The sequence below is a fragment of the Amycolatopsis orientalis DSM 40040 = KCTC 9412 genome (genome assembly GCF_000478275.1).
GTDB lineage: Bacteria > Actinomycetota > Actinomycetes > Mycobacteriales > Pseudonocardiaceae > Amycolatopsis > Amycolatopsis orientalis.
Map to the genome: position 1 here is coordinate 269,531 of NZ_ASJB01000080.1, position 23,805 is coordinate 293,335.

Consider the following 23,805-nt stretch of genomic DNA (forward strand, 5'->3'; position numbering starts at 1 on the left):
GTTGACGAGTCATATGCCATATCTTATGTTCAGGCTGGACAGACATCCGATCATTCGGCCGAGTTCACGATGGGGTGACCATGGGCCAGCCCGCCGGCTTCCCGCGACGCGACCTGCTCGGCGGCGCGGCCGCCGGTGTCCTCTTAGGAGCGCTTCTCCCGGCGACTTCCGCCGCTTCCCCGGCCTTGTCCGAGGCCAGGACCCTTTGTCACGGAATGGGCACGGACGCGGAGTGGTCGCGGTTCCTCGCCGGTCAGGATCCGTGCTGGGAGCGGCTGCCGCGCACCTGGTACGAGGGGCCGTTCCTGGGCAACGGATTCCTGGGCACGCAGGTTTATCGCGACCAGGGCGCGCTCAAGTTCACCGTCGACCACAGCGAATCCCAGGACCATCGGCCCGGCTTCGGCAACGAGTGGGGTGTCGCGCGGCTCCCGATCGGGAAGGTGCTGCTCACACCAGTGGGTGAACTCACCGGCGCCCGGCTGCGACTTGACCTCTGGAACGCCGAACTCAACGGGACCGTGACCACGGACAAGGGCACGCTGGAGATCCGCGCGTTCGTGCACGGCACGCGAGACCTGCTGGTGGTGGACGTCGCCCCGAGCGCGGGGGAGCGAGGGTTCGGACTCACTTTCGCGCCGGTCCCCGCGGTGAGCCCGCGCATCGTCCGCGAGCAGCCGCCGAAAGGCTTCGAGCCGAACCCGCCGCCGGTGACCCGCACCGAAGGCGACCTCACCGTGGTCGTCCAGCCGCTCGTCGCCGGTGGGCAGAACGCGACGGCCTACCGGGTGCGCCGCGCCGGGCACGGCGGCAAGACGCTTCTCCTGTCGACTTCGCACAGCCATCCGGGCACGGAGGCGGAGGGAAAAGCGCGGTCCGTTGTCGGGGGAGTGTCCACCGTGGACGCTCTGGCGGGGACTCACCGGCGCTGGTGGCATGCCTTCCACCGTCGCGGCTTTCTGTCCATTCCGGACTCGAAGCTGCAGGGCTTCTACTGGATCCAGCTGTACAAACTGGCGTCCGCCGCGCGCGCGGAAGCGCCGATCATGGCGACCACCGGGCCTTGGCTGGAGCCGACCCCGTGGCCGTCGGTCTGGTACAACCTCAATGCCCAGCTCGAATACTGGCCCGTGCACGGCTCGAACCACCTCGAACTCGACCCGATCCCGCGCACCATCGCCGAGAACAGGCAGACGCTGATCGACGGCCTCCGGCCCGAGTATCGCGCCGACTCGATGGGCCTGCGGCGCAGCGCGGACGCGCGGTTCGCCGACGCCGGATTCGTCGGCGTGCCGGGGCCGGACGCGGACGCCGAGATCGGCGACCTGCCGTGGCTGCTGCACAACGTCTGGCTGAGCTACCGCCACACCATGGACGTGGCGATCCTGCGCGACGTCCTGTTCCCGGTGCTGCGCAAGGCGATGAACTACTACCTGCACTTCCTGGCGCCCGGTGCCGACGGCAGGCTGCATCTGCCGCCGACGTTCTCACCCGAGTACGGCCGCGCGCCCGACTGCCACTACGACCTCGCGTTGATCCGGTGGAGCTGCCGGACCCTGCTCGACGCGGCGAAGACGTTGCGGGTCGACGATCCGCTGGCGCCGAAATGGCGGGAAGTGCTCGACAAGCTGGTGGACTTCCCCGTCGACGAACACGGTTTGATGGTCGGCACCGGCGTCCCGTTCGCCAAATCGCACCGCCACTACTCGCATCTCCTCGCGGCCTACCCGTTGTACCTGCTCAACGTCGACGATCCCGCGCAGGCGGAGCTGATCTCGAAGTCGCTGGCGCATTGGATCAGCTTCGAAGGCGCGCTGCGCGGGTTCAGCTTCACCGGGGCCGCCTCGCTTTCCGCGGCGCTGGGGCGCGGCGACGACGCGCTGAACCATCTGCGCGCGTTCGTCACGCGGTTCGCGCAGCCCAACACCATGTACTACGAAGCCGGTCCGGTCATCGAAACGCCGTTGTCCGCCGCGCAAGCGATCCACGACATGCTGTGCCAGAGCTGGGGCGACACGATCCGGATCTTCCCCGCCCTCCCCACGACCTGGCGTGACGTCACCTTGCACGATTTCCTCACCCAGGGCGCGTTCCAGGTCAGCGCGGTGCGCGAGGACGGGGTCACGAAGTTCGTCCGTGTCCGGAGCCTGGCGGGCGAGCCGCTGAAACTCAAGCCGTCGATACCGGGAAGGCTCGAGGTCGAAGGCGCGCGGAACTGGCGGCAGCGGCCCGACGGCACGGTCACCATCGAACTCGCGCGCGGCCACGAGGTGCTGGTCTACCCCAGGGGAAGACGGCCGGACACGACGATCGCGCCGGTCCCGATCTCCGTGCCCGCGCCGCCGTGGGGGCTTCCCGCGCTGCCGCCCGCCGGGGACCTCGTCCCGGTGGACCTGGCCGCGGTGCTGAACTCCGACGGCGTCACGAGCGAGTTCTACCTCGGGGACGGCGATTTCGACGGCGGCGGGAACACCTATCCCGCCGCGCAGCTGCCGCAGACCGGGCAGGTCACCGACGACGGTGTCCCGTTCCTGTTCGTCAACGGCGGCGAGGGCACGCCGAACAACGTCGTCGGCGCGACGATCCCTTTACCCGCCGGGAAGTACGCCACCTTGCATCTGCTCGGCGCCGCCGACACCGGCAACGCCGTCACCACGCTGAAGGTGTCCTATGTGGACGGATCGGCCGAGGTGCCGCTCCGGCTCACCGGATGGCGTGCCGCCGCCGCGTTCGGCGAAAGCGAGGCCGTCACCACGAATCAGCTGCATTCACGGGCGGGTGTCCAGTCGGTGAAGCTCGCCATCTTCCATCAGCGTGTCCCGCTCGACCCCGCACGCGAGGTCGTGTCGGTCACGCTCCCTTCCGCCGCCACCCCGAGACCGCACGTTTTCGCGGTCACCTTAGAGAAGGGAAAGTAGCCATGGAGAACCTCGACCGGCGGACCGCGCTCGTCCTGGGCGCGGGCATACTCGGCGCTGCCGCGTTCGGCACCGGGACGGCGGAGGCGGCCGCCTGGACCTTGAGGTGGAGTCCCGACCCGGCGAAAGACGGCTTGCGCGCGTTCGAGGGGCTGGAAGACGACCGCGCCGGATCGCATCCCGGCGTCAAGCACATCTACCCCGAGGGCGACCACTGGCGTTTCGACATGCACACCCGCGACGTCGACACCTCGACGGACCGGCAGCGCAACGAGGCGAAGGGGATGCGCAAGGGCGACACGACCTACAAGATCCTCCAGAACGAGACCTGGCGTATCACGTATCAGGCCTACTGGCCCACTGAACTGACCGCGACAACGGCCTTCACCCACCTGTTCCAGATGAAGGTCTCCGACGTCGGCGCTCCACAGTGGACTCTCACGCCGAGGATGAAGGGCGGCAAGGGCGTCCTGACCATCGCCGGTGACTCGGGGGCGGAGGCGGACCTCACCGATTACGCGCCGCTGCAGAACAAGTGGATCGACGTGTCCTGGGAGTTCAAGGCCTCGCACAGCGGATATCTCCGCTGCGTGCTCAAGGACGGCTCCAAGACCGTCGCCGACGTCCGGAAGACGGCGGATCTGTGGCGGGACAAGAACTATCTGCGGCCGAAGTGGGGGATCTACCGGAGCCTGAACTCGGACGGCCTCAAGAACTGCCACCAGAACATCCGGGGCCTGAAGTCCTACCAGCTCGTCTGAGGGGGCGGCGACGTGAAAGCAGTCATGGTGGCCGTCGTCCTGCTGGGGCTGGCGACGGCGCCCGAAGCCCGGGCACTGCCCGACGGACTGGCGCTGACCCCGCCGATGGGGTTCAACAACTGGAACACGACCGGCTGCGAGGTCGACGAGAACCTGATCCGCGACACGGCGGACATCTTCGTCTCGCGAGGGCTCAAGGCCGCGGGCTACGAATACGTCAACGTCGACGACTGCTGGGCGGAGCCACAGCGCGACGCCGAGGGCAGGCTGCAGGCGCACAAGACCCGTTTTCCCGGCGGTATCAAGGCGCTCGCCGACTACGTGCACTCGAAGGGCCTCAAGTTCGGCATCTACACCAGCGCCGGCACGGTGACCTGCGCCAAGACGATGCCGGGCGGGCTCGACCACGAGGAGGCCGACGCGCGGACGTTCGCCGATTGGGGCGTCGACTACCTCAAGTACGACAACTGCAACAACCAGGGCCGTCCCGCGCTGGAGCGGTACACGAAGATGCGGGACGCGCTGAAGAAGACCGGCCGCCCGATCGTGTTCTCGATCTGCGAGTGGGGCGAGAACAAGCCGTGGGAATGGGGTGCCGGTGTCGGGCATCTGTGGCGGACCACCGGTGACATCAAGGACAACTGGGCGCGCATGCTCCAGCTGATGAAGCAGAACGCGCCGCTGGACGCCTACGCCGGGCCAGGCCGGTGGAACGATCCGGACATGCTCGAAGTCGGCAACGGCGGGATGACCACGGCGGAGTACAGGACGCATTTCGCGCTGTGGTCGATGATGGCCGCGCCGCTGCTCATCGGCGCCGACCTGCGGAAGGTGCCCGCCGAGCATTTCGACATCCTGCGGAACGAAGAGATCATCGCGATCGACCAGGACCGCAAGGGCGTCCAGGCGAAGGTGCTTTCCAACGTGGACGGGAAGTGGGTGTTCGCGAAGCCGCTGGCGAACGGCGACGTCGCGGTGGCGCTGTTCAACGAGAACTCCGCGAACGCGACGATCTCGGCCGACGCGCGAGAAGTCGGGCTGCCGCCCGCGGCCGGGTACACCGCGCGCGATCTGTGGGCCCGGCATGACCTGCAGACGGCGGGCCGGATCTCGGCGGTGGTGGGCCCGCACGAGACGGCCCTCTACCGGGTCAAGGCCGGTGGCGACTGGTTCCGGCACGAACCGCTGGTCAGCGGCGGGCTTGAACTGAGCCGTCCGGCGCCCGGCGTCCCGGGCGACCTCCTCCCGGCGGGTGAACCGGTCGAGGTCGCGGTCCGGGCGACCAATGAGGCCCGTCTCCCGGTGTTCGCCCCGGAGGTCTCGCTGAAGGCGCCGTCCGGGTGGAAGGCCGAACCGGTGGCCGGGCCACGTCGCGGGCTTCTGACGACCGGGGAATCCGCGATCGGCCGGTGGCGGCTCACCCCGCCGGCGGGCGCGGCGGGCACCAAGGCCGTGCTGACCAGCGAGATCGGCTACTGGACCGTGGGCTTCGGCAAGGTCGCGAGAGCCATGGACTCGCCGGTGACGGTGCCCGCGGCGCCGCCGTCCGGCCGGGTCTGGGCCAGCGACGTCGCCTGGGCCGCGGAGCGGAACGGGTACGGACCCGTCGAGAAGGACCTGTCGAACGGCGGGATCCCGGCCCGCGACGGCAAGCCGCTGACCATCAACGGGACGCGGTACGCCAAGGGCCTCGGGACGCACGCGAGCGCCGAAGTGGTGTTCTACCTCGGCGGCCGCTGCTCGGAGTTCACCGTCGACGTCGGGATCGACGACGAGAAGGAACCGGCCACGAAACTCGGTTCGGCCACTTTCGAGATTTACGCGGACGGGACCAAGGCCGCGGATTCCGGGCTGAAGACCTGGGCGGATCCCGCGACGACCCTGAAGGCCGGCTTGATCGGCGCCCGGTACCTCCGGCTCGTGCTCACCGACGGTGGCGACGGGGTGCAGTACGACCGGGGTGACTGGGCGTCTCCGCTGCTCACCTGCGCATAGCCCCTGAACAGCGCGTGAAGGCCCCCTTCCCTCGGCTCAATCGAGGGATGGGGGCCTTCACGCGAGTACTCCGTCTTGATCACCGTAAGTACTCCATTCGTCGCGCGTACGACTCATGAGTAAACGTTTGTGTTACGTAGCGTGCCTTTCCTATGGCGGCTAAGCGGCCGTTAGGTACCGTTCCTCGGTCGAACCCGGCAGTAGTGCCGGGTCGTTTCTTCGGACCATCCGCTGGATCAGCGGGGAGGGAGACACACGTTGCGTCGCATGCGTGGAACCGCGCTGGCCGCCGCTGCCATGGCCGGTGCTCTGGTACTGGCTGGGTGCGCGAAGGATTCCGGAGCGGGGAACAACAACAACGCGAGCACGGGGGACCAGTCCGCCGGCTGCGTGACCGCGCCGAAGCCGCCCGCCGCGGCCGCCGCTTCGACGAGCACCAGCCAGGCCGGCGAGAAGGTCGACGGCAGCAAGCTCAAGGTCGCGCTGGCCTTCGACGTCGGCGGTCGTGGTGACGCGTCGTTCAACGACTCCGCCGCCGCCGGCACCGACAAGGCCAAGGCCGAACTCGGCGTCACGTCGGTCACCGAAAGCACCGCCGCCGCGACCGAGGACGAGGCCGCGAAGTCGCAGCGTCTCGACCAGCTCGCCTCGCAGGGCTTCAGCCCGGTCATCGCGGTCGGCTTCGCCTACGCCAAGGCCGTCGGCGCCATCGCGCCGAAGTACCCGAACACCCAGTTCGCCATCGTCGACGACGACTCGGTCAAGGCGCCGAACGTCACCCCGCTGGTGTTCGCCGAGGAGCAGGGCTCGTTCCTGGCCGGTGTCGCCGCCGCCTACAAGTCGAAGAAGTGCCACGTCGGCTTCGTCGGTGGCGTCAACACGCCGCTGATCCAGAAGTTCGAGGCCGGCTTCCTCCAGGGCGTGAAGGCCGCTTCGAGCAAGGCCAAGATCGAGGACGAGTACCTCACCCCGGCCGGTGACTTCTCCGGGTTCCAGGACCCGGCGAAGGGCAACGTGAAGGCCGCCGCCCAGATCGCCAAGGGCGCGGACGTCGTCTACCACGCCGCCGGTGCCTCCGGTAAGGGCGTTTTCGAGGCGGCCAAGTCCAACAACGCCATGGCCATCGGCGTCGACTCCGACCAGTACAACCAGAAGACGGTCGAGGCGTCGAAGGACGTCATCATCACTTCGATGCTCAAGCGCGTCGACGTGGCGGTGTTCGACTACCTGCGCGCGCTGGCGAAGGGTGACCTGACGTCGCTGCCGAAGCGGTTCGACCTCAAGGTCGACGGCATCGGCTACGCCACCTCCGGCGGCAAGATCGACGACATCAAGGACGTGCTCGAAGGCTACAAGGCGCAGATCGTCTCCGGGGCGATCACCGTCTCGGACAAGCCGCAGAAGTAAGCTTCACCAGGCAGCGGGGCTCGGGAGGGTAACCCCTTCCGAGCCCCAACCTGTTTACCCAGAACTGGATGGCTTTTCATGAGCGCTCCCCAGGCCGAGGTCACCGACGCCCCCGACCGGGGTGAACCGGCCGTGCAGCTGACCGGGATCACGAAGCGATTCCCCGGTGTCGTCGCCAACTCCGACGTCAACCTCACCGTCACCAAGGGCGAGGTGCACGCCGTCTGCGGCGAGAACGGCGCGGGCAAATCGACCCTGATGAAGATCCTCTACGGCATGCAGCAGCCGGACGAGGGCGACATCGCGATCAACGGCGAACCGGTGAAACTGCGCAACCCGCAGGACGCCATCAAGGCCGGTATCGGGATGGTCCACCAGCACTTCATGCTGGCCGACAACCTGACCGTCGGGGAGAACGTCTTCCTCGGCGCGGAGAACCTGCACGGCATCGGCCGCGCGGCGAAGGCGAAGCTGGCGGAACTCGCCGAACGCGTCGGCCTGCACGCCCGCCCGGACGCGCTGCTGGAAGAGCTCGGCGTCGCCGACCGCCAGCGGGTGGAGATCGTCAAGGTGCTCTACCGCGGCGCGCGGATCATCATCCTCGACGAGCCCACCGCGGTCCTCGTGCCGCAGGAGGTCGAGGCGCTGTTCGAGACCGTCCGCGCCATGCAGAAGGACGGCTTCACCTTCCTCTTCATCTCGCACAAGCTCGACGAGGTGCGCGCGATCGCCGACACGGTCACCGTGATCCGCCGCGGCACCACCGTCGGCACGGCGGATCCGAAGACGATCACCTCGCGTCAGCTGGCCGAGATGATGGTCGGTTCGGAGCTGCCCAGCCCCGAGACCCGCGAGTCCACGGTGACCGACCGGGACGTCCTCCGCCTGGACGACGTCTGCCTGAGCGTCGAGGGTTCCGAGCGGAACGTGCTCGACCACATCTCCTTCACCGTGCACGCGGGTGAGGTGCTCGGGATCGCCGGTGTCGAGGGCAACGGGCAGACCGAACTCGTCGAGACGATCATGGGCATGCGCAAGGGCGGCGGCCGGATCGAGCTGGTCGACACCGACGGCAAGACCATCGAACTGCACAAACTGGGGACGCTCGCCCGCCGCGAGGCAGGGATCGGCTACATCGCCGAAGACCGCACGCGGTACAGCCTCCTGCTCAGGCAACCCTTGTGGGTCAACCGGATTCTCGGCTACCAGACGCGTGAGCCGGTCGCGAAAGGACAGTTGCTCGACATCGACGGCGCGCGGGAGGACACCCGGCGCATCGTCGAGGAGTACGACGTCCGCACGCCGGGCATCGAAGTCCCGGCCGCCGCGCTTTCGGGCGGTAACCAGCAGAAGCTGATCGTCGGGCGCGAGCTTTCGGGCAATCCCGTGCTGCTGATCGCGTCGCATCCGACGCGCGGCGTCGACGTCGGGGCGCAGGCGCTGATCTGGGAACAGATCCGCCAGGCGCGTGCCGCCGGGCTGGCCGTCCTGCTGGTTTCGGCCGACCTCGACGAGCTGATCGGACTCTCCGACACCATTCAGGTCATGCTTCGCGGACGACTGGTCGGCGAGGCCGACCCCGCGACCGTGACCCCGCAGCAACTGGGCTCCGCGATGACGGGTGCCTCCGAAGACTCCGAAGAGGATGGTGTGGCGTGAAAAGGTTCGCCATCTACGCGACTCATGGCTTTGGAGGAACAGCGTGAGTTCCTGGCGTACGAGGCTGCTGCCGCCTCTGCTCGCGATCGTCTTCGCGGTCATCCTGACGGCCATCGCGCTGATCATCTCGGGAGCCGACCCGCTCCAGGCCTACGGCACGATGATCGGCCAGCTCTTCAAGGGCTCGACCGCCGTCGACACGGTGAACCTCGCGACGGTCTACTACCTGTCGGGGCTCGCGGTGGCCATCGGCTTCCAGATGAACCTCTTCAACATCGGTGTCGAGGGCCAGTACCGGTTCGCCGCCATCGTCACCGCCATCATCGGCGGGGCCTTGCGGCTGCCGCCGGTGATCCACGTGCTCGCGATCCTGCTCGTCGCGGTCGCCAGCGGCATGCTCTACGCGGCCATCCCCGCCGTGCTGAAGGTGACCCGCGGGGTTTCCGAGGTCATCTCGACGATCATGCTGAACGCGATCGTCGGCGGCATCGTGGCGTTCCTGGTCAACGCGGACCAGTTCGGCGTGCAGACCGGCAACAACATCGCCACCCGTGAGATCGCCGAAACCGGCCGGATCCCCAGTATCCCGATCGGGTCCGGTGAGCTGTTCGGCTTCGTGATCATCGCGGCGCTGATCGGCGCGGCCTACTGGTTCATGCTCAACCGGACCCGGTTCGGCTTCGAGCTGAAGGCCAGCGGCGAGTCGACGACGGCCGCCGCGGCGGGCGGGGTCAACGCCAAGAAGATGACGCTGATCGCGATGCTGCTTTCCGGCGGTGTCGCCGGTCTGGTCGCGATGCCGGAACTGCTCGGCCGCGACTTCACCTACGGCATCACGTCGACCCAGATGTACGGCTTCACCGGTATCGCGGTCGCCCTGCTCGGGCGCAACCACCCGGCCGGGATCGCGCTGGGCGCCCTGCTGTGGGCGTTCCTCGACCGGTCCGCGGTGTCGCTGGAGCAGATCAACGTGTCCAAAGAGATCGCCACGATCATGCAGGGCGTGATCGTGCTGTCGGTCGTCATCGCGTACGAGATCGTGCGCCGCGCCGACCTGGCCGCCGAACAACACCGCGTGGGTCGTGCGCTCGCCGGCAACGGCCGCAAGGGTTCCAGCGTGTCCGAGGGAGGTGCGGTGTGACCACCGCGGACGTTCTATCGCCCAACACCGGCGGCACCACCATGCCGGTGAAGCCGCCGAAGCGCCGCATCCCCGGCTGGCTCAAGGGCGCCATCTGGGGGCTGCTGGCGGTCGGGGTGCTCGCGATCGCGTCGTACGCCACCGGCGTCAACACGCTGACCTCGACCAACACCGCGCACACCGCGCTGCGGCTGGCCCTGCCGATCCTGCTGTGCGCGCTCGGCGGCCTCTGGGCCGAACGCGCCGGCGTGATCAACATCGGCCTCGAAGGCATGATGATCCTCGGCACCTGGGGTGCGGCGTGGGGCGCGTACCACGGCGGGGTCTGGGCCGGGCTGATCTCGGCGATCGTGTTCGGCGCGCTCGGCGGTCTGCTGCACGCCGTCGCGACGGTGACCTTCAACGTCAACCACATCGTCTCCGGTGTGGCGATCAACCTGCTCGGTCTCGGCGTCGCGAAGTACCTGGCGAACCTGGTGTTCACCCCGCTTTCGGGGAACCCGCGCCAGTCGCCGCCGGTCCCGAAGTTCGACACCTATTCGGCGACGTTCCTCTCGGACTGGTTGTCGGATCTGGAGAAGATGCAGCGCGTCTTCATCTCCGACCTGGCCGGGATCCTCAACGGCCTGGTCACCGAGGTCGCACCGCTGACGATGATCGCGATCGCGCTGGTCCCGATCAGCTACCTCGTGCTGTGGCGGACGCGGTTCGGGTTGCGCCTGCGGTCCTGCGGTGAGAACCCGGTCGCGGCCGAATCCCTCGGCGTGAACGTCTATCTGCACAAGTACGTCGCCATGATCATCTCCGGCGGGCTCGCCGGCATGGGCGGCGCGTCGCTGGTGCTGCTCGCCGGCGGTGCGGACTACCTGGAGAACCAGACCAACAACCGCGGGTACATCGGCCTCGCGGCGATGATCTTCGGCAACTGGCGGCCGGGTGGCCTGCTCGGCGGCGCGGCGCTGTTCGGGTACGCGGACGGGCTCCAGCTCGCCGGTGGCGGCACCGCGGTGCTCGCGCTGCTGTACGGCGCGGTGATCCTGCTGGCCGTGATCGTGGCCGTGCAGCTGTTCCGCCGTCAGTGGATTGCCGCCGCGCTCGGCGTCTTCGGCGCGGCCCTGCTGTACGCGATCTACTGGACCAACGACGACCTGCCCAGCGACCTCATCCCGTACACCGCGCACTTCGTGACGCTGATCGTGCTGGCGGTGGCTTCGCAGCGGCTGCGGCCGCCCAAGGCGGACGGCGCTCTCTACCGGCGAGGTGAGGACTGACATGGCGGAGTTCGACTGGGAAGCCCTGCGGGCTCAAGCCGTCGAGGTGGCGAAGTCGGCGTACGCGCCGTACTCGGGTTTGCACGTCGGTGTCGCGGGTGTGGTGGACGACGGCCGGATCGTGGTCGGCTGCAACGTCGAAAACGCTTCGTACGGCTTGGGAATGTGCGCGGAATGCACGATGGCGGGCCAGCTGCGGCTGACCGGCGGTGGCAGGCTCGTCGCCGTCGCGTGCCGCAGTGGTGAAGGCGATCTGCTGATGCCGTGCGGCCGCTGCCGTCAGATCCTGTTCGAGCACGGTGGGGCCGAGTGCCTCGTGGACACCCCCAGCGGGATCCTGCCGATGTCCGCCGTCCTGCCGGACGCGTTCGGACCGGACGATCTGCCATGAGCGCGTTCGCCGCCGTCGACGTCATCCGCGCGAAGCGGGACGGCGGACGGCTCTCCGACGAGCAGATCGACTGGACGATCGACGCGTACACGCGCGGCGAGATCGCCGAGGAGCAGATGGCCGCGCTCGCGATGGCCATCTTCCTGCGCGGTATGGACTCCGGCGAGATCGCGCGCTGGACCGGCGCGATGATCTCGTCGGGGGAGCGGCTGAAGCTGAAGGTCAGCCGTCCGACGATCGACAAGCATTCGACGGGCGGGGTCGGCGACAAGATCACGCTGCCGCTGGCACCGCTCGTCGCGGCGTGCGGGGCGGCCGTGCCGCAGCTGTCCGGGCGCGGGCTCGGGCACACCGGCGGGACGCTGGACAAACTGGAGTCGATCCCGGGCTGGCGTGCCGCCTTGTCGACATCGGAGATCATCCGGCAGCTCGACGACGTCGGCGCGGTCGTCTGCGCGGCGACCTCCGGGCTGGCTCCCGCGGACAAGAAGCTGTACGCGCTGCGGGACGTGACTTCGACGGTGGAGTCGATCCCGCTGATCGCCAGCTCGATCATGAGCAAGAAGATCGCCGAAGGCGCGGCCGGACTGGTCCTCGACGTGAAGACCGGGTCGGGCGCGTTCATGAAGACGCTTCCGCAGGCCCGTGAACTCGCGCGGACGCTGGTGGAGATCGGCACGGCGCACGGCGTCGCGACGACGGCGCTGATCACGGACATGAACGTGCCGTTGGGCTACGCCGTCGGGAACGCGATCGAGGTCGCGGAGTCGGTCGAGGTGCTGCGCGGCGGTGGCCCTGCCGACGTCGTCGAGCTGACCGTGGCTTTGGCCAGGGAGATGCTGGCGCTGGCTGGTCTGTCCGAAGTGGACCCGGCGGCGGTGCTCGCGTCGGGGAAGGCCTACGAGACGTGGTGCCGGATGATCGCCGCGCAGGGCGGGGATCCGGAGGCCGCTCTGCCGCGGCCTAAGCACGTCCATGTCGTCTCGGCGCCTGCGGATGGTGTCTTGACGTCTCTGGACGCTTACTCGGTCGGTGTCGCCGCTTGGCGGCTCGGGGCCGGGCGGGCGCGCAAGGAGGATCCGGTGCAGGCCGCCGCGGGTGTGCTGTGCCTGGCGAAACCGGGCGATGCCGTGTCGGCCGGGCAGCCGCTGCTGGAGCTGCACACGGACACCCCGGACGCCGTCCCGGCGGCGCTCGCCGCGCTCGCTGACGCCTACTCGGTCGGCTCCGAGGCCCCGGCCTCCGCTCCGCTCGTCCTGGAGACCGTGCGCCCCACCTGATCGCTTTCAGCGGGCTAACCGCGCTTCGCCCGCTCCGCTCCCGCCTGATCGCGTTTAGCGGGCTAAACGCGACGCGCTCGCTCACTTGGGGCCCTCGCCTTCTGCATTTCGTCCTCTGGATGCGGTAGTTCGCACTACGCACTACCGCATCCAGAGGACGAAATGCGAGGGCGGGAGCGCGGTTAGCCCGCGAAAGTCGCTCCGAGGCAGGTGACGGGGCACGCGAAGGGCCAGGACAGCGTGAAGGCCCCCTTCCCTCGGCTCAGCCGAGGGAAGGGGGCCTTCACGCGCTAAAAGGGGGGAGGGGCACCTGGCTGAGCGCGTTTAGCCCGCTAAAGGCGACGCGCCCGGCCGCGACTCGCGCGTTTCGTCCTCTGGATGCGGTCCTTGCGCGGGCAAGTAGCGCATCCAGAGGACTGAACGCGGAGGAGGGAAGGGGTCAGTCGGAGGTTTCGTCGCCGCCGTCGGCCTTCGCCTTGGCGTCGGCCGCCTTGGGCGCCCGGCCGTTGCGGGAGCTGCGACGCGGCTGGCGCGGCGCGGGCGGCGGCGGGGAGATCTGCTGCAGGGCCGGGCCACCGCCGAGCATCAGCTCCGCGAAGGTCGCCATGGCCTCGTCCAGCTGCCCGCCGATGCGGCGGACGGACTCGTCGTTGCTCTTGCGCACCAGCGTGTCGACCGAGTCGGTGTCCGGCTGCTTCGACAGCGTGCTCTCGACCTTCGACAGACCACTGCGGATCGACCCGTCGAGGTCGCCGAGCCGTCCGGTGAAGCCGTCCTCGACCTTGTCGAGCCGCTCCGCCAGATCGTCGAGCCGCGAGGTGACCTTCTCGAGCCGGTCGCCGAGGCCGTCGAGCCGCTCCGAGGCGTCGATCATCTCGCCGGTCTCGGTCAGCGCGGTCTTCAGCGCGTCGGCGTTCGCGGCGAGGCTTTCCTTGGTGGCCTTGTCGAGGTTCTCGACGCGGGTGCGCAGCTCGCGGTCGACGGTGTCGACACGGTCGCGCAGGACCGACTCGGCCTGCTCGACGCGCTCGCGCACCGGGCCGATCACCGACTGCGGCAGCGAGTCGGTCTTCACGTCCTGCTTGTCGAGGTGCGCGCCGAGCTCGTCGAGACGGCGGTGGATGTTCTGGAGCTTGTCCTCGAGCCCGTCCATCCGGCCCGCGACACCTTCGAACTTCGCGGCCATGCCGTCGAGGCGGCCGTCGAGCTGCGCGAAGGGCTTGGCGAGCTTGTCGACGATGCTCTCGACGGCGCGGGTCAGCGCGGCGAGCGCGTTGTCCTGCGCCTCGAGCCGCGACATGGTCTCGTCGAGCCGCTCGGCGAGCACGCTCACCTCGGTGCGGTCGGGCATCTCCGACAGCCGCTTGCGGACCGCGCCGAGCGAGTCGACCGGGGCAAGGCGGGCATAGATGTCGTCGAGGGCGTCGAAGATCTGCTGCTGTTCGCTCTCCCGCACTTCGGCCGCGCGCACCAGCATGTTGCGCATCCGGTCGAAGGACGGGGCTGCAATGTTGTTGTCAGTGGTCACTGCGGTGTCCTTCGGGGGCGGGGAAATGGGAGGGACGTGACGTGAAGCTTATCCATTGCGAAATTGCTGTGCGTATGGCCCCCGGGTATCGGACAATGCCGAGCTCTGCCCCTGATGGCCGATTCAGCCCGTGATCGACAAAGCTGAGGGTTAAGTGGACAGCGAGGGTTACCGCCATGTAGGGGAATGACAGGCTGGTTACCGTTACGTATGTCCTCTGAAAGCAGCAGTTCCCGCATCCCGGAGGCGGTACTGAGCCGTGCTCCGAAGGTCCTCCTGCACGACCACCTCGACGGCGGTCTGCGGCCCGCCACGGTCGCCGAACTGGCCGACCGGACGGGGTACCCGGGCTTGCCCACCACCGACCCCGTCGAACTCGGCCGATGGTTCCGCGACGCCGCCGATTCCGGCTCCCTCGTCTCGTACCTTGAGACGTTCGCGCATACCTGTGGCGTGATGCAGACCGAGGAAGCGCTGGTCAGGGTGGCCGCCGAAGCGGTGGAAGACCTCGCCGCCGACGGGGTCGTCTACGCGGAGGTGCGCTACGCCCCCGAGCTCTTCGTCGAACGAGGCCTTTCACTCGATGCGGTGGTCGAGGCTGTTCAGGCCGGTTTCGAGGAAGGTGAACGGAGAGTGGCCGCCGGAGGCGGCCGGATCCGGATCGGGACGTTGCTCTGCGCGATGCGCCAGCACGCCCGCGCCCTCGAGATCGCCGGGCTCGCCGTCCGCTACCGCGACGCCGGCGTCGTCGGGTTCGACATCGCCGGACCGGAAGACGGATTTCCGCCTACCAGAAATCTCGACGCATTCGAGTTTCTCCGCACGAATAATGCGCATTTCACCATTCATGCCGGGGAGGCGTTCGGGCTGCCGTCCATTTGGGAGGCGATTCAGCATTGCGGTGCCGAGCGCCTCGGGCACGGTGTGCGCATCGTCGAGGACATCAAGACCGACAGTGACGGCACGGTCCATTTGGGACGGTTGGCCGCCTACGTCCGCGACCGCCGGATCCCTCTGGAGATCTGCCCCACGTCCAATGTCCAGACGGGAGCGGCGCGCTCGATCGGTGAGCATCCCATCGGCCTGCTCACCCGGCTGCGCTTCCGGGTCACGGTCAACACCGACAACCGGCTGATGAGCGGCTGCTCGATGACCAGCGAATTCGCCGCGCTGGCGGAGGCGTTCGGCTTCGGCCTGGCCGATCTGGAGTGGTTCACCATCAATGCGATGAAATCCGCGTTCCTCGATTTCGACCACCGGCTCGACATCATCAACACGGTCATCAAGCCCGGGTACGCCGCCTTGCGTTCGTTAGCATAGCCAACTATATTTCACTATATAGGAGAACTTTCCCATATAGTGAAACGGTGGCGATGATGGCGCAGGTCGTGGACGTGGGGATCGGCGGAAAACGACGCTGGCTCATCCTCGCGCTCGGCCTCGCCGCGCAGACCGCGAGCTGTTCGTTCCTCTACGGGATCCCGTTCCTGGTGCCGTCCATGCAGCGTGCGGAGGGGCTCACGCTGGCCGAGGCGGGAACAGTGGTGGCGGCACCGAGTCTTGGCCTGTTGTTCACGTTGATCTTGTGGGGTGCGGCGGCCGACCGTTACGGAGAGCGTTTGGTGATGGCCACAGGGCTGGGTGTCTCGGGGTTACTCCTCGTGTACGCGGCCCTCGGTGATCACTCGCTCGGGGTGCTCTTTGGGGTATTCCTGCTCGCCGGTGCCTGCACCGCGTCAGTGAACGCCGCGAGCGGCCGGGCCGTCCTCGGCTGGTTCGGCCCGGCCGAACGCGGCTTCGCGATGGGCGTCCGCCAGACGGCCCAGCCGCTCGGCGTGGGTGTCGCCGCCTTCGGTCTCCCGCCGCTCGCGGACCGCTGGGGCTTCCAGATCTCGCTGATGCTGCCCGCGCTGGCCGCGATCGTCGTCGCGCTGCTCGTCGCCTGGCTCCTGATCGACCCGCCGCGTCCGGAGACCGGACCCGTGACGGGCGGGAAGCCGCCGTCGCCGTACCGGAAGCCGGCGTTGTGGCGGGTCCACGGCGCGAGCGCGCTGCTGGTGGTCCCGCAGTTCACGGTTTCCGCGTTCACGCCGGTGTACCTGGTGACCATGCACCACTGGACGGCGGCGTCGGCGGGCCTGTTCGTCGGCGGCGTGCAGATCCTCGGCGCGGTGGGCAGGCTCGTCTCCGGCCACTGGTCCGACCGCGTCGGCAGCAGGCTGCGGCCGATGCGGCAGCTGGCCGTCGCGAGCGCCGCGGTGATGCTCCTGGTCGCGCTCGGGGACGCGACCTGGCCGTGGCTGGTGCTGCTCGCGCTCGTGCTGGCCGCGGTGATCACCGTGTCCGACAACGGGCTCGGCTTCACCGCCTCGGCGGAGATGGCCGGGCTCGCGTGGGCCGGGCGGGCGATGGGCACGCAGAACACCGGCCAGAACATCGCCGCCGCCCTGACCCCGCCGATGCTGGGGCTCGTGATCGGCGACTCGCGGTACGCGCTGGCCTTCTGCGTGGCGGCGGTCTTCCCGGTACTGGCCGTCGCCCTGGTACCCGTCAAGAACGAGAACCCCCCAGTGCAATGAAAGGTCCTTTCCTTGCAAATTTTGCAAGGAAAGGACCTTTCATAGCGTCCCGTAGGGGGATCAGACGACCGTGAGGCGGTTCTCGAAGGTCTCGACGAGCTTGCGCCACTCGGACTGCTCGGCGTCGAACGGAGCACTCGGCTCGAGGCGCGAGGGGTCCGGCCGCAGCACGAACGACACCAGCCAGCCGAGGCTCTCGTTGGCGGCCAGCGCGGTTTCGACGCTGTCGTCCTCGGCCCACTCGGCGGCGTCGGTGATCAGCTCGACGGCCAGCTCGAGCTGAGTCGGGTCGATCGCCTCGGGGCCCTCGGCGATGTCGTCGGCGATCCCCGTCAGCACGTAGGTGTTCTCGGTGTCGACCTCGATCTCGAGTTCGCCCGCGGTGGCCTTCGTGGTCACCTCGTCCCAAGTGGACACCTGGGCGAGGTCGTTGTCCGCCAGCTCCTTGCCGTCCGCGATGGCGCGGATGAGCGCCTTCTCGGAGGTGAAGACGTCGATCTCGCCCTCGCTGCCGAGGAAGATCGGCTTGTCGTCGAGGTAGCAGCGCAGCGTGTAGTACTCGGCGCCGGAGGTGATGATCTTGATCGGGTCGATGCCGACCTCGCCCCAGAAGCCGACGGGCTCGTCGTCTTCCTCGTCCTCGTCGACGTCTTCGAGATCCTCGTCGACATCGGCGGCGGCTTCGGCTTCGGCGGATTCCGCGAGGAAGGTCGCGAGTTCCTCCGCCGTCTGCTCCAGCACCTTCTCGTCGACGTCCGGAGCGGTCACCAGACCGTCGATCGCGTCGAGCACGATGTCCCACTTCTCGGAGACGGCCTCCGACAGATCCGCCCACAGGCGCTCACCGTCGCGGCCGGAGAAGGGCAGCGTGCCCTGATCCAGGAGCGAGAAGCTCTCGTGCGCGTCGAGGACTTCGTGGACTTCGTCGAGTTCGCACACGTCCGCGAGCGAACGCACGATGCCGATGATCTCGGCCAGCTCGCCGAGCGTCCACTGGTCCGGCTTCTCGGCCACCAGCTCCGGGACGCCGACCAGGTCGTAGGTGTGGTCGTCGTCCGGGATCAGCTCGGGCACGTTCAGCGCGGGCACGACGTCCCACGCGGGGTGGTCGAGCAGGTCGTGCTGCTCCGAGGTCCGAACGAACGCGGCGAGGTGCGCGGCGTCCGGGAAGGCGTACAGGTCCTCCTCGTCGCCGAGGAAGGCTTCCCACTCCTCGCCGTCCTCCCGCCAGCGCGGCGCCCAGAGGGTGACGACGTCACCCTGTGGCAGGCCGAGTTCGATCGGGATGATGTCCTGTGCCATTCCTTAGCCCTCTCGGATTACCGCCTGTGTGCGCGCGACCGGGCGATGCTTGCCCGATAGGTGCGCGGTACCGCGAAGCCTACGGGTTTCCGGCGAAGGGCGCGATCACCCCTGGGCAAGAAGCGACCAACGGATGGCACGATAGGTCCTCTGATGACTCTTACAGACCTCCTGCCTGCGGATCCCGATCCCGACTCGCTGTTCGAAGCCTTCTCCACCTGGACGGCCGAGCGCGGGCTCGAGCTGTACCCCGCGCAGGAGGAGGCCATCATCGAAGTGGTCTCCGGGGCGAACCTGATCCTGTCGACGCCGACGGGGTCGGGGAAGAGCCTGGTCGCCGTCGGGGCGCACTTCACCGCGCTCGCGCACGGCCGGCGCAGCTACTACACGGCGCCGATCAAGGCGCTGGTCTCGGAGAAGTTCTTCCAGCTCATCGAGATCTTCGGTGCGGAGAACGTCGGCATGATGACCGGCGATTCGAGTGTGAACGCCGACGCGCCGATCATCTGCTGCACCGCGGAAATCCTGGCGAACATGGCGTTGCGGTTCGGTGCCGACGCGCCGGTCGGCCAGGTCGTGGCCGACGAGTTCCACTTCTACTCGGAGCCGGACCGCGGCTGGGCCTGGCAGGTGCCGCTGCTGGAACTGCCGAAGGCGCAGTTCGTGCTGATGTCGGCGACGCTCGGCGACGTCTCGTTCTTCGAAAAAGATCTCACCCGCCGGACCGGCCGCCCGACCGCGGTGGTCACCTCGGCGCAGCGGCCGGTGCCGCTCACCTTCCGCTACGCGCTCACGCCGTTGCACGAAACGATGTCCGAGCTGCTCCACGGTGGCCAGTCGCCGGTCTACGTCGTGCACTTCTCGCAGGCCGCGGCGATCGAGCGCGCGCAGACGCTGATGAGCATCAACGTCACCACCAAGGCGGAGAAGGAGGCCATCGCCGAGATGCTCGGCGACTTCCGCTTCGCGGCCGGGTTCGGGAAGACCCTCTCGCGGCTGGTCCGGCACGGCATCGGCGTCCACCACGCCGGCATGCTGCCGAAGTACCGGCGCCTGGTCGAACAGCTCGCGCAAGCCGGACTGCTGAAGGTGATCTGCGGAACCGACACCCTGGGCGTCGGCATCAACGTACCAATCCGCACAGTGGTCTTCTCCGCGCTGACGAAGTACGACGGGGTGCGGCAACGGCATCTGAAGGCGCGTGAATTCCACCAGATCGCCGGGCGTGCGGGGCGGGCGGGCTACGACACCGACGGCTACGTCGTCGTGCAGGCGCCGGACCACGTCGTCGAGAACGCCAAGGCGCTGGAGAAGGCGGGCGACGATCCCAAGAAGAAAAAGAAGATCGTCCGCAAGAAGGCGCCAGAGGGGTTCGTCAACTGGACGGAGAGCACCTTCGACCGGCTGATCGCCGCCGACCCGGAACCGCTCACGTCGAGTTTCCACGTCAGCCACTCGATGCTGCTGAACGTCGTCTCCCGGCCGGGCAACGCGTTCGACTCGATGCGGCATCTGCTGGAGGACAACCATTCCGACCGCGCGACCCAGCGGAAGCTGATCCTGCGCGCGATCGCGATCTACCGCGCGCTGCTCGCGGCCGGTGTGGTGGAACGGCTCGACGAACCCGACGAGCAGGGCCGGATCGTGCGGCTCACCGTCGACCTGCAGTTCGATTTCGCGCTGAACCAGCCGCTCTCGCCGTTCGCGCTGGCCGCGATCGAACTCCTCGACGTCGAATCGCCGTCGTATCCGCTCGATGTCGTGTCCATTGTGGAATCCACAGTGGACAACCCGAGGCCGGTTCTCTCTCAGCAGCAGTTCAAGGCGCGCGGCGAGGCCGTGCAGGCGATGAAGGCCGAGGGCATCGAATACGACGAGCGGATGGAACTGCTCGAAAACGTCACGTATCCGAAGCCACTCGAGGACTTGCTGGAGGCGGCGTATTCCCGTTACCGGCAAGGACATCCGTGGGTCGACGACTACGAGCTGAAGCCGAAGTCCGTCGTGCGCGACATGTACGAGCGCGCGATGAACTTCGTGGAGTACATCGGTTTCTACCAGCTCGCCCGCTCGGAAGGGCTGGTGCTGCGGTATCTCACCGACACCTACGACTCACTCCGGCACACGGTCCCCGACGAAGCGAAGACCGAGGCGTTGCAGGATCTCATCGAATGGCTGGGCGAACTGGTACGCCAGGTCGACTCCAGCCTCCTCGACGAGTGGGAAGCCTTGCGGCATCCCGAAGAGGAAGGCCCGGTCTCGGCAAGGCCGCCGTCCGAGCCGCCAGGGGTCACCCGGAACGAGCGGGCCTTCCGGGTCCTCGTGCGGAACGAGCTGTTCCGCCGGGTCGAGCTGGCGTCCCGGCGTTCCTACTACACACTCGGGGAACTGGACGCCGCGTCGGGCTGGGACGCGGACGCGTGGGAAGACGCCATCGAGGACTACTTCGACGAGCACGAAACCCTCGGCATCGGGCCGGACGCGCGCGGGCCGCAGCTGTTGATCATCGAGAAGGAGACGGAGATCTGGCGGGTGCGGCAGATCTTCGACGATCCGGCGGGCGACCACGACTGGGGCATCAGCGCCGAGGTCGACCTGGCGGCGTCGGACGAGGCGGGGTCGGCGGTCATCCGGGTCACCGCGGTGGACCGGCTCTGACGCGTTCAGGTGGCGGGCACCGGCGCGGTCCGGCGACGGGACTCCCGGCGCCGCCCGGTCAGCCGCACGATCAGCGCGATCAGCGAGAGCGCGGGTAGCGGGAACCCCAGGATCAGGCCCATCGTGATGTCGGCGAGGGGCGCCGCGACGGCGATGACGAACACCCACGTCGGCGCCGTCGGCGGCTTCGCGCCGGCGCGGACCTTGCCCCACGGTTTCGCGACCGAGAGCCATGCCTGGAACGCGATCGCGCTCGCCATCAGCGCGGTGCCGGTGACCTGGGCCAGCGGTACGGGGTCGGGGTCGCCCGCCCGCGCCGCCACGACGGAATCCTGAAGGGCACCCGAAAGCAGGAAGATCCCGGCGTAGAGCTGGACGAGCGTGATCACGAATTTGGCCAGTACCCACCAATGGCGGTAAAAACCCCAGGCCGTCGACGCCGCGAGCATGAACCCGGTGAAGGCCGACGCGTTGGCGAGCGGGGCCAGCAGGAGGGTGTCGATCTCGTGCGCCATCGACGTCGCGGCGACGCGCGTCGCGCCGTCGGCGGCGGTGCGGCTGACCATCAGGAGGGCGAACAGGGCCAGCGCCTGCCCCATCCAGCCCACCGAGGTGATGACGTGCAGCCACACCGTCGCCTGCCGCCAGCGTTGTGACGTTTTCCTTTTCACGCCGGACAGGTTCGCCCGGCCACCCGGCCGGGCGCATCGGGGACGACCCTGAAATCAGACCGGAAGGGGCGGGAAGCAGGCCTGGGCGTCGTGGCCGTCGAACCACAGCCCGACCATGAACGCCATGGTCGCCTCCATGAGTTCCGCCCGGTCCAGCCCGCCGGCCGCCAGCGGTGTGCAGCCGAGGTCGCGGACGAGCTCGCTCACCGTGGCGACCGCTTCCGGCGAACCGCAGAGCGGCACGGCCAGCGGGCGGCCGCCGAACACCGGGGGAGTCATCCGCCAGACTTCCACCGGGCACAGGTTGAACGCCTTGACCACGTGCGCGTCCTTCGCCGCGAGCGCGATCCGGGCGGCCTGGTCCGGGACCGTGAGCACGGCGCCCGGGGCGACCGCGTTGGTGCAGTCGATCAGGGTCTTCCCGGCGAGATCCCCCGCCGCCGCGACGACTTCCGCCACCGAGGCGGCGGGGACGGCGAGCAGGATCACGTCGCTGGCACGGGCGGTTTCCGCCCACGTTCCCACCCGTGCGGAGATCTTGGCCGCCTTGGCCCGGTCGCGGGCGGCGACCATCACCTCGTGCCCGGCCGCCGTCCACTGGCCGCCGAGCGCCTCCGCCATCCCGCCCGCCCCGAAAACGCCGATACGCATGTGCCGCTCCTTAAGATCGAGTTACCACCTGACCGTAGAAAGCGGCGTGGATACCAAGTGGTTACCGGAGGCTCCATGAACGACGTCTTCCTCGCCGACTGCCGGGCCCGGTTGGCGTTCGACCTGATGGCGAACACGTGGAATCCCGTCGTGCTCTGGGCCTTGCGGGACGGCGCGCTGCGGCCGGCCGAATTGCGGCGACGGCTCGGCGGGATCTCGACGAAGGTGCTCACGGAGACGGTCCGCCGCCTGGAGTTCAACGGCCTGGTCAGCAGGCGTGACTGTGGGCGGACGGCGAAGGTCGAGTACTCCCTGACGGACCTCGGGGCCAGCCTCCTGGGGCCTATCGAGGCTTTTGGGGAGTGGGCGTTCCGGCACGGTGACGAGGTGATGGCGGCCCAGGACAGGGTGGCCCGGGACAGGACGGGCTGAAAGGGCCCTTCCCCGCATCTCACGCGGTGAAGGGCGCTTTCGTCGCATCGCATGCGGGGAAAGCGTCCTTCAGCAGCTTTAGGCGAGCGGGCGCGCCTCGGCCAGTTCGAGGAGCGGGATGGCCGCGGCGGCGTCGGTGATCAGGGTCGAGACCATGCCGGAGCGGAGGACGGCGTCGATCGCTTCGGCCTTCGGTGCCGTGTAGCCCAGCGCGATGACCTCGGGGACAGCCAGCAGATCCTCGGCGCTGATGGCCAGCACGTGGTGGGCCAGCCCCGTCGACATCGGTGTCCCGTCGGCGTCGAACAGGCGCGCCGAGACCTCCGCCTTGGCGCCGCGTTTCGCTATCGCGACCCGCTCCGGTTCGTCGAGCGCGTCGTAGACCGTCGATTCCTCGGGTTTCCACGCGCCGATGCTGACGACCGCCTTGGTCAGGTTCTTGAACTGCCCGAACGTCTCCGCGATACCGGGCTGCCTGCGCAGCGTCTCGGTGGTACGACGGTCCGGGAGGACGAGCGGCCCGAAGATCGGGTACGCCTGTCCACCGGAGACGGACGCGACGCGGCTGACGGTCTCCACCGACCGGTCCCGCATGTCCATCCCCGCCTGCACTCCGCACAGCTGCACGACCGGGCATTTCGGCAACGACCGGATGGCGTCGGTCATCGCGTTCACGGACCGTGCCCACGACAGGCCGAGGACGTCGCCGGGAGTGATGATCTCGGTCAGGAGCCGGGCCGCGAGCGTGCCGATCTTCCGCCGGGCCACTTCCCGCGATTCCGGCTCCGCCGCTCGTTCGAGCACGAGGACCCTGTCCAGCCGGTATGCGGTCCGGACCTCTTCGGACAGCGCCAGATCCACCGGCGCGGGAAGGTGGAACTCGACCTTGACGATGCCGCTTTCCCTGGCTGTATCGAGCATCCGCGCGACCTTGAACCGGCTGATGCCGAATTCGTCGGCGATCTCGAGTTTCGAGGCACCCTGCTCGTAGAAGCGCCGGGCCACCGCGGCCAGGCGTAACGACTCCACCAGGCCGGGACCCTGCTTGTTGGCGCTCATATGAGCACTATAGCGCGAAATCAACCCGAAAGGTTGACGTAACACCAGGGAAAAGTTCACCATGCGGGGACATGCAGTCTGAAGCATAAGCCCGTCCTGCTC

18 protein-coding genes are annotated in these 23,805 nt (G+C 68.3%); 13 read left to right on the plus strand and 5 right to left on the minus strand.

Annotation, left to right across the window (positions count from 1 at the left end; translation table 11 throughout):
• The first annotated feature begins 80 nt into the window (after positions 1-80).
• The 9 genes from L324_RS29065 (at position 81) to L324_RS29105 (ending at position 12,823) form a co-directional block, all read left to right on the plus strand.
• A complete protein-coding gene (locus L324_RS29065) occupies positions 81-2,918 on the plus strand; it encodes a glycosyl hydrolase family 95 catalytic domain-containing protein (RefSeq protein ID WP_037315755.1) in 2,838 nt (945 codons plus the stop codon).
• Between the two features lie 2 nt (positions 2,919-2,920).
• Positions 2,921-3,679: a hypothetical protein gene (locus tag L324_RS29070; RefSeq protein WP_037315758.1), complete on the plus strand. Its 759-nt coding sequence runs from the start codon at positions 2,921-2,923 to the stop codon at positions 3,677-3,679.
• Positions 3,680-3,703: 24 nt separating this feature from the next.
• Positions 3,704-5,674, plus strand: a complete 1,971-nt coding sequence (locus L324_RS29075; RefSeq protein ID WP_037315764.1) for an NPCBM/NEW2 domain-containing protein — start codon at positions 3,704-3,706, stop codon at positions 5,672-5,674.
• A gap of 267 nt (positions 5,675-5,941) precedes the next feature.
• Positions 5,942-7,081, plus strand: coding sequence for a BMP family lipoprotein (locus tag L324_RS29080; protein ID WP_037315768.1), 1,140 nt, complete (start codon positions 5,942-5,944; stop codon positions 7,079-7,081).
• Between the two features lie 78 nt (positions 7,082-7,159).
• Entirely contained in the window at positions 7,160-8,740 is a 1,581-nt protein-coding gene (locus tag L324_RS29085) for an ABC transporter ATP-binding protein (protein WP_037315773.1), read from the plus strand.
• 43 nt (positions 8,741-8,783) lie between these two features.
• The gene (locus L324_RS29090; RefSeq protein WP_037315779.1) at positions 8,784-9,881 is read left to right on the plus strand and encodes an ABC transporter permease; all 1,098 of its coding nucleotides are present in this window, start codon (positions 8,784-8,786) and stop codon (positions 9,879-9,881) included.
• Positions 9,878-11,152 carry an ABC transporter permease gene (locus tag L324_RS29095; RefSeq protein WP_037315782.1) on the plus strand — a complete coding sequence of 425 codons (1,275 nt, stop codon included), beginning with the start codon at positions 9,878-9,880 and terminating at the stop codon, positions 11,150-11,152. Before L324_RS29090 ends, L324_RS29095 begins: the two co-directional genes overlap by 4 nt.
• Before the next feature lies 1 nt (position 11,153).
• On the plus strand, positions 11,154-11,543 hold the full coding sequence (locus L324_RS29100; protein WP_037315785.1) for a cytidine deaminase: 390 nt from the start codon (positions 11,154-11,156) through the stop codon (positions 11,541-11,543).
• On the plus strand, positions 11,540-12,823 hold the full coding sequence (locus tag L324_RS29105; RefSeq protein WP_037315788.1) for a thymidine phosphorylase: 1,284 nt from the start codon (positions 11,540-11,542) through the stop codon (positions 12,821-12,823). Before L324_RS29100 ends, L324_RS29105 begins: the two co-directional genes overlap by 4 nt.
• Positions 12,824-13,262: 439 nt before the next feature.
• Here L324_RS29105 and L324_RS29110 read toward each other — a convergent pair whose 3' ends face one another.
• Positions 13,263-14,351 (minus strand): hypothetical protein, encoded by a 1,089-nt coding sequence (locus L324_RS29110; protein WP_037315791.1) that lies wholly within the window; start codon positions 14,349-14,351, stop codon positions 13,263-13,265.
• 210 nt (positions 14,352-14,561) lie between these two features.
• Between L324_RS29110 and L324_RS29115 the strand changes: the two genes are divergently transcribed.
• Positions 14,562-15,671: an adenosine deaminase gene (locus tag L324_RS29115; RefSeq protein ID WP_037315794.1), complete on the plus strand. Its 1,110-nt coding sequence runs from the start codon at positions 14,562-14,564 to the stop codon at positions 15,669-15,671.
• Positions 15,672-15,727: 56 nt separating this feature from the next.
• Positions 15,728-16,930, plus strand: coding sequence for an MFS transporter (locus tag L324_RS29120; RefSeq protein WP_051174164.1), 1,203 nt, complete (start codon positions 15,728-15,730; stop codon positions 16,928-16,930).
• A gap of 60 nt (positions 16,931-16,990) precedes the next feature.
• On the opposite strand, the gene L324_RS29125 is transcribed toward L324_RS29120, so the two are convergent.
• Positions 16,991-18,232 carry a SatS C-terminal domain-containing protein gene (locus L324_RS29125; RefSeq protein ID WP_037315797.1) on the minus strand — a complete coding sequence of 414 codons (1,242 nt, stop codon included), beginning with the start codon at positions 18,230-18,232 and terminating at the stop codon, positions 16,991-16,993.
• A 153-nt stretch (positions 18,233-18,385) separates the two neighbouring features.
• On the opposite strand from L324_RS29125, the gene L324_RS29130 reads away from it, so the two are divergent.
• Positions 18,386-20,890 carry a DEAD/DEAH box helicase gene (locus L324_RS29130; RefSeq protein ID WP_037315800.1) on the plus strand — a complete coding sequence of 835 codons (2,505 nt, stop codon included), beginning with the start codon at positions 18,386-18,388 and terminating at the stop codon, positions 20,888-20,890.
• 5 nt (positions 20,891-20,895) lie between these two features.
• Here the strand turns inward: L324_RS29130 and L324_RS29135 are convergent, their stop codons facing one another.
• On the minus strand, positions 20,896-21,489 hold the full coding sequence (locus L324_RS29135) for a hypothetical protein (protein WP_438938469.1): 594 nt from the start codon (positions 21,487-21,489) through the stop codon (positions 20,896-20,898).
• A 126-nt stretch (positions 21,490-21,615) separates the two neighbouring features.
• The gene (locus L324_RS29140) at positions 21,616-22,212 is read right to left on the minus strand and encodes an NADPH-dependent F420 reductase (RefSeq protein WP_037315805.1); all 597 of its coding nucleotides are present in this window, start codon (positions 22,210-22,212) and stop codon (positions 21,616-21,618) included.
• Positions 22,213-22,287: 75 nt separating this feature from the next.
• Between L324_RS29140 and L324_RS29145 the strand changes: the two genes are divergently transcribed.
• Positions 22,288-22,644, plus strand: coding sequence for a winged helix-turn-helix transcriptional regulator (locus tag L324_RS29145; RefSeq protein WP_037315809.1), 357 nt, complete (start codon positions 22,288-22,290; stop codon positions 22,642-22,644).
• A gap of 78 nt (positions 22,645-22,722) precedes the next feature.
• Here L324_RS29145 and L324_RS29150 read toward each other — a convergent pair whose 3' ends face one another.
• Positions 22,723-23,703: a sugar-binding transcriptional regulator gene (locus L324_RS29150; RefSeq protein ID WP_037315814.1), complete on the minus strand. Its 981-nt coding sequence runs from the start codon at positions 23,701-23,703 to the stop codon at positions 22,723-22,725.
• Positions 23,704-23,805 lie beyond the last annotated feature (102 nt).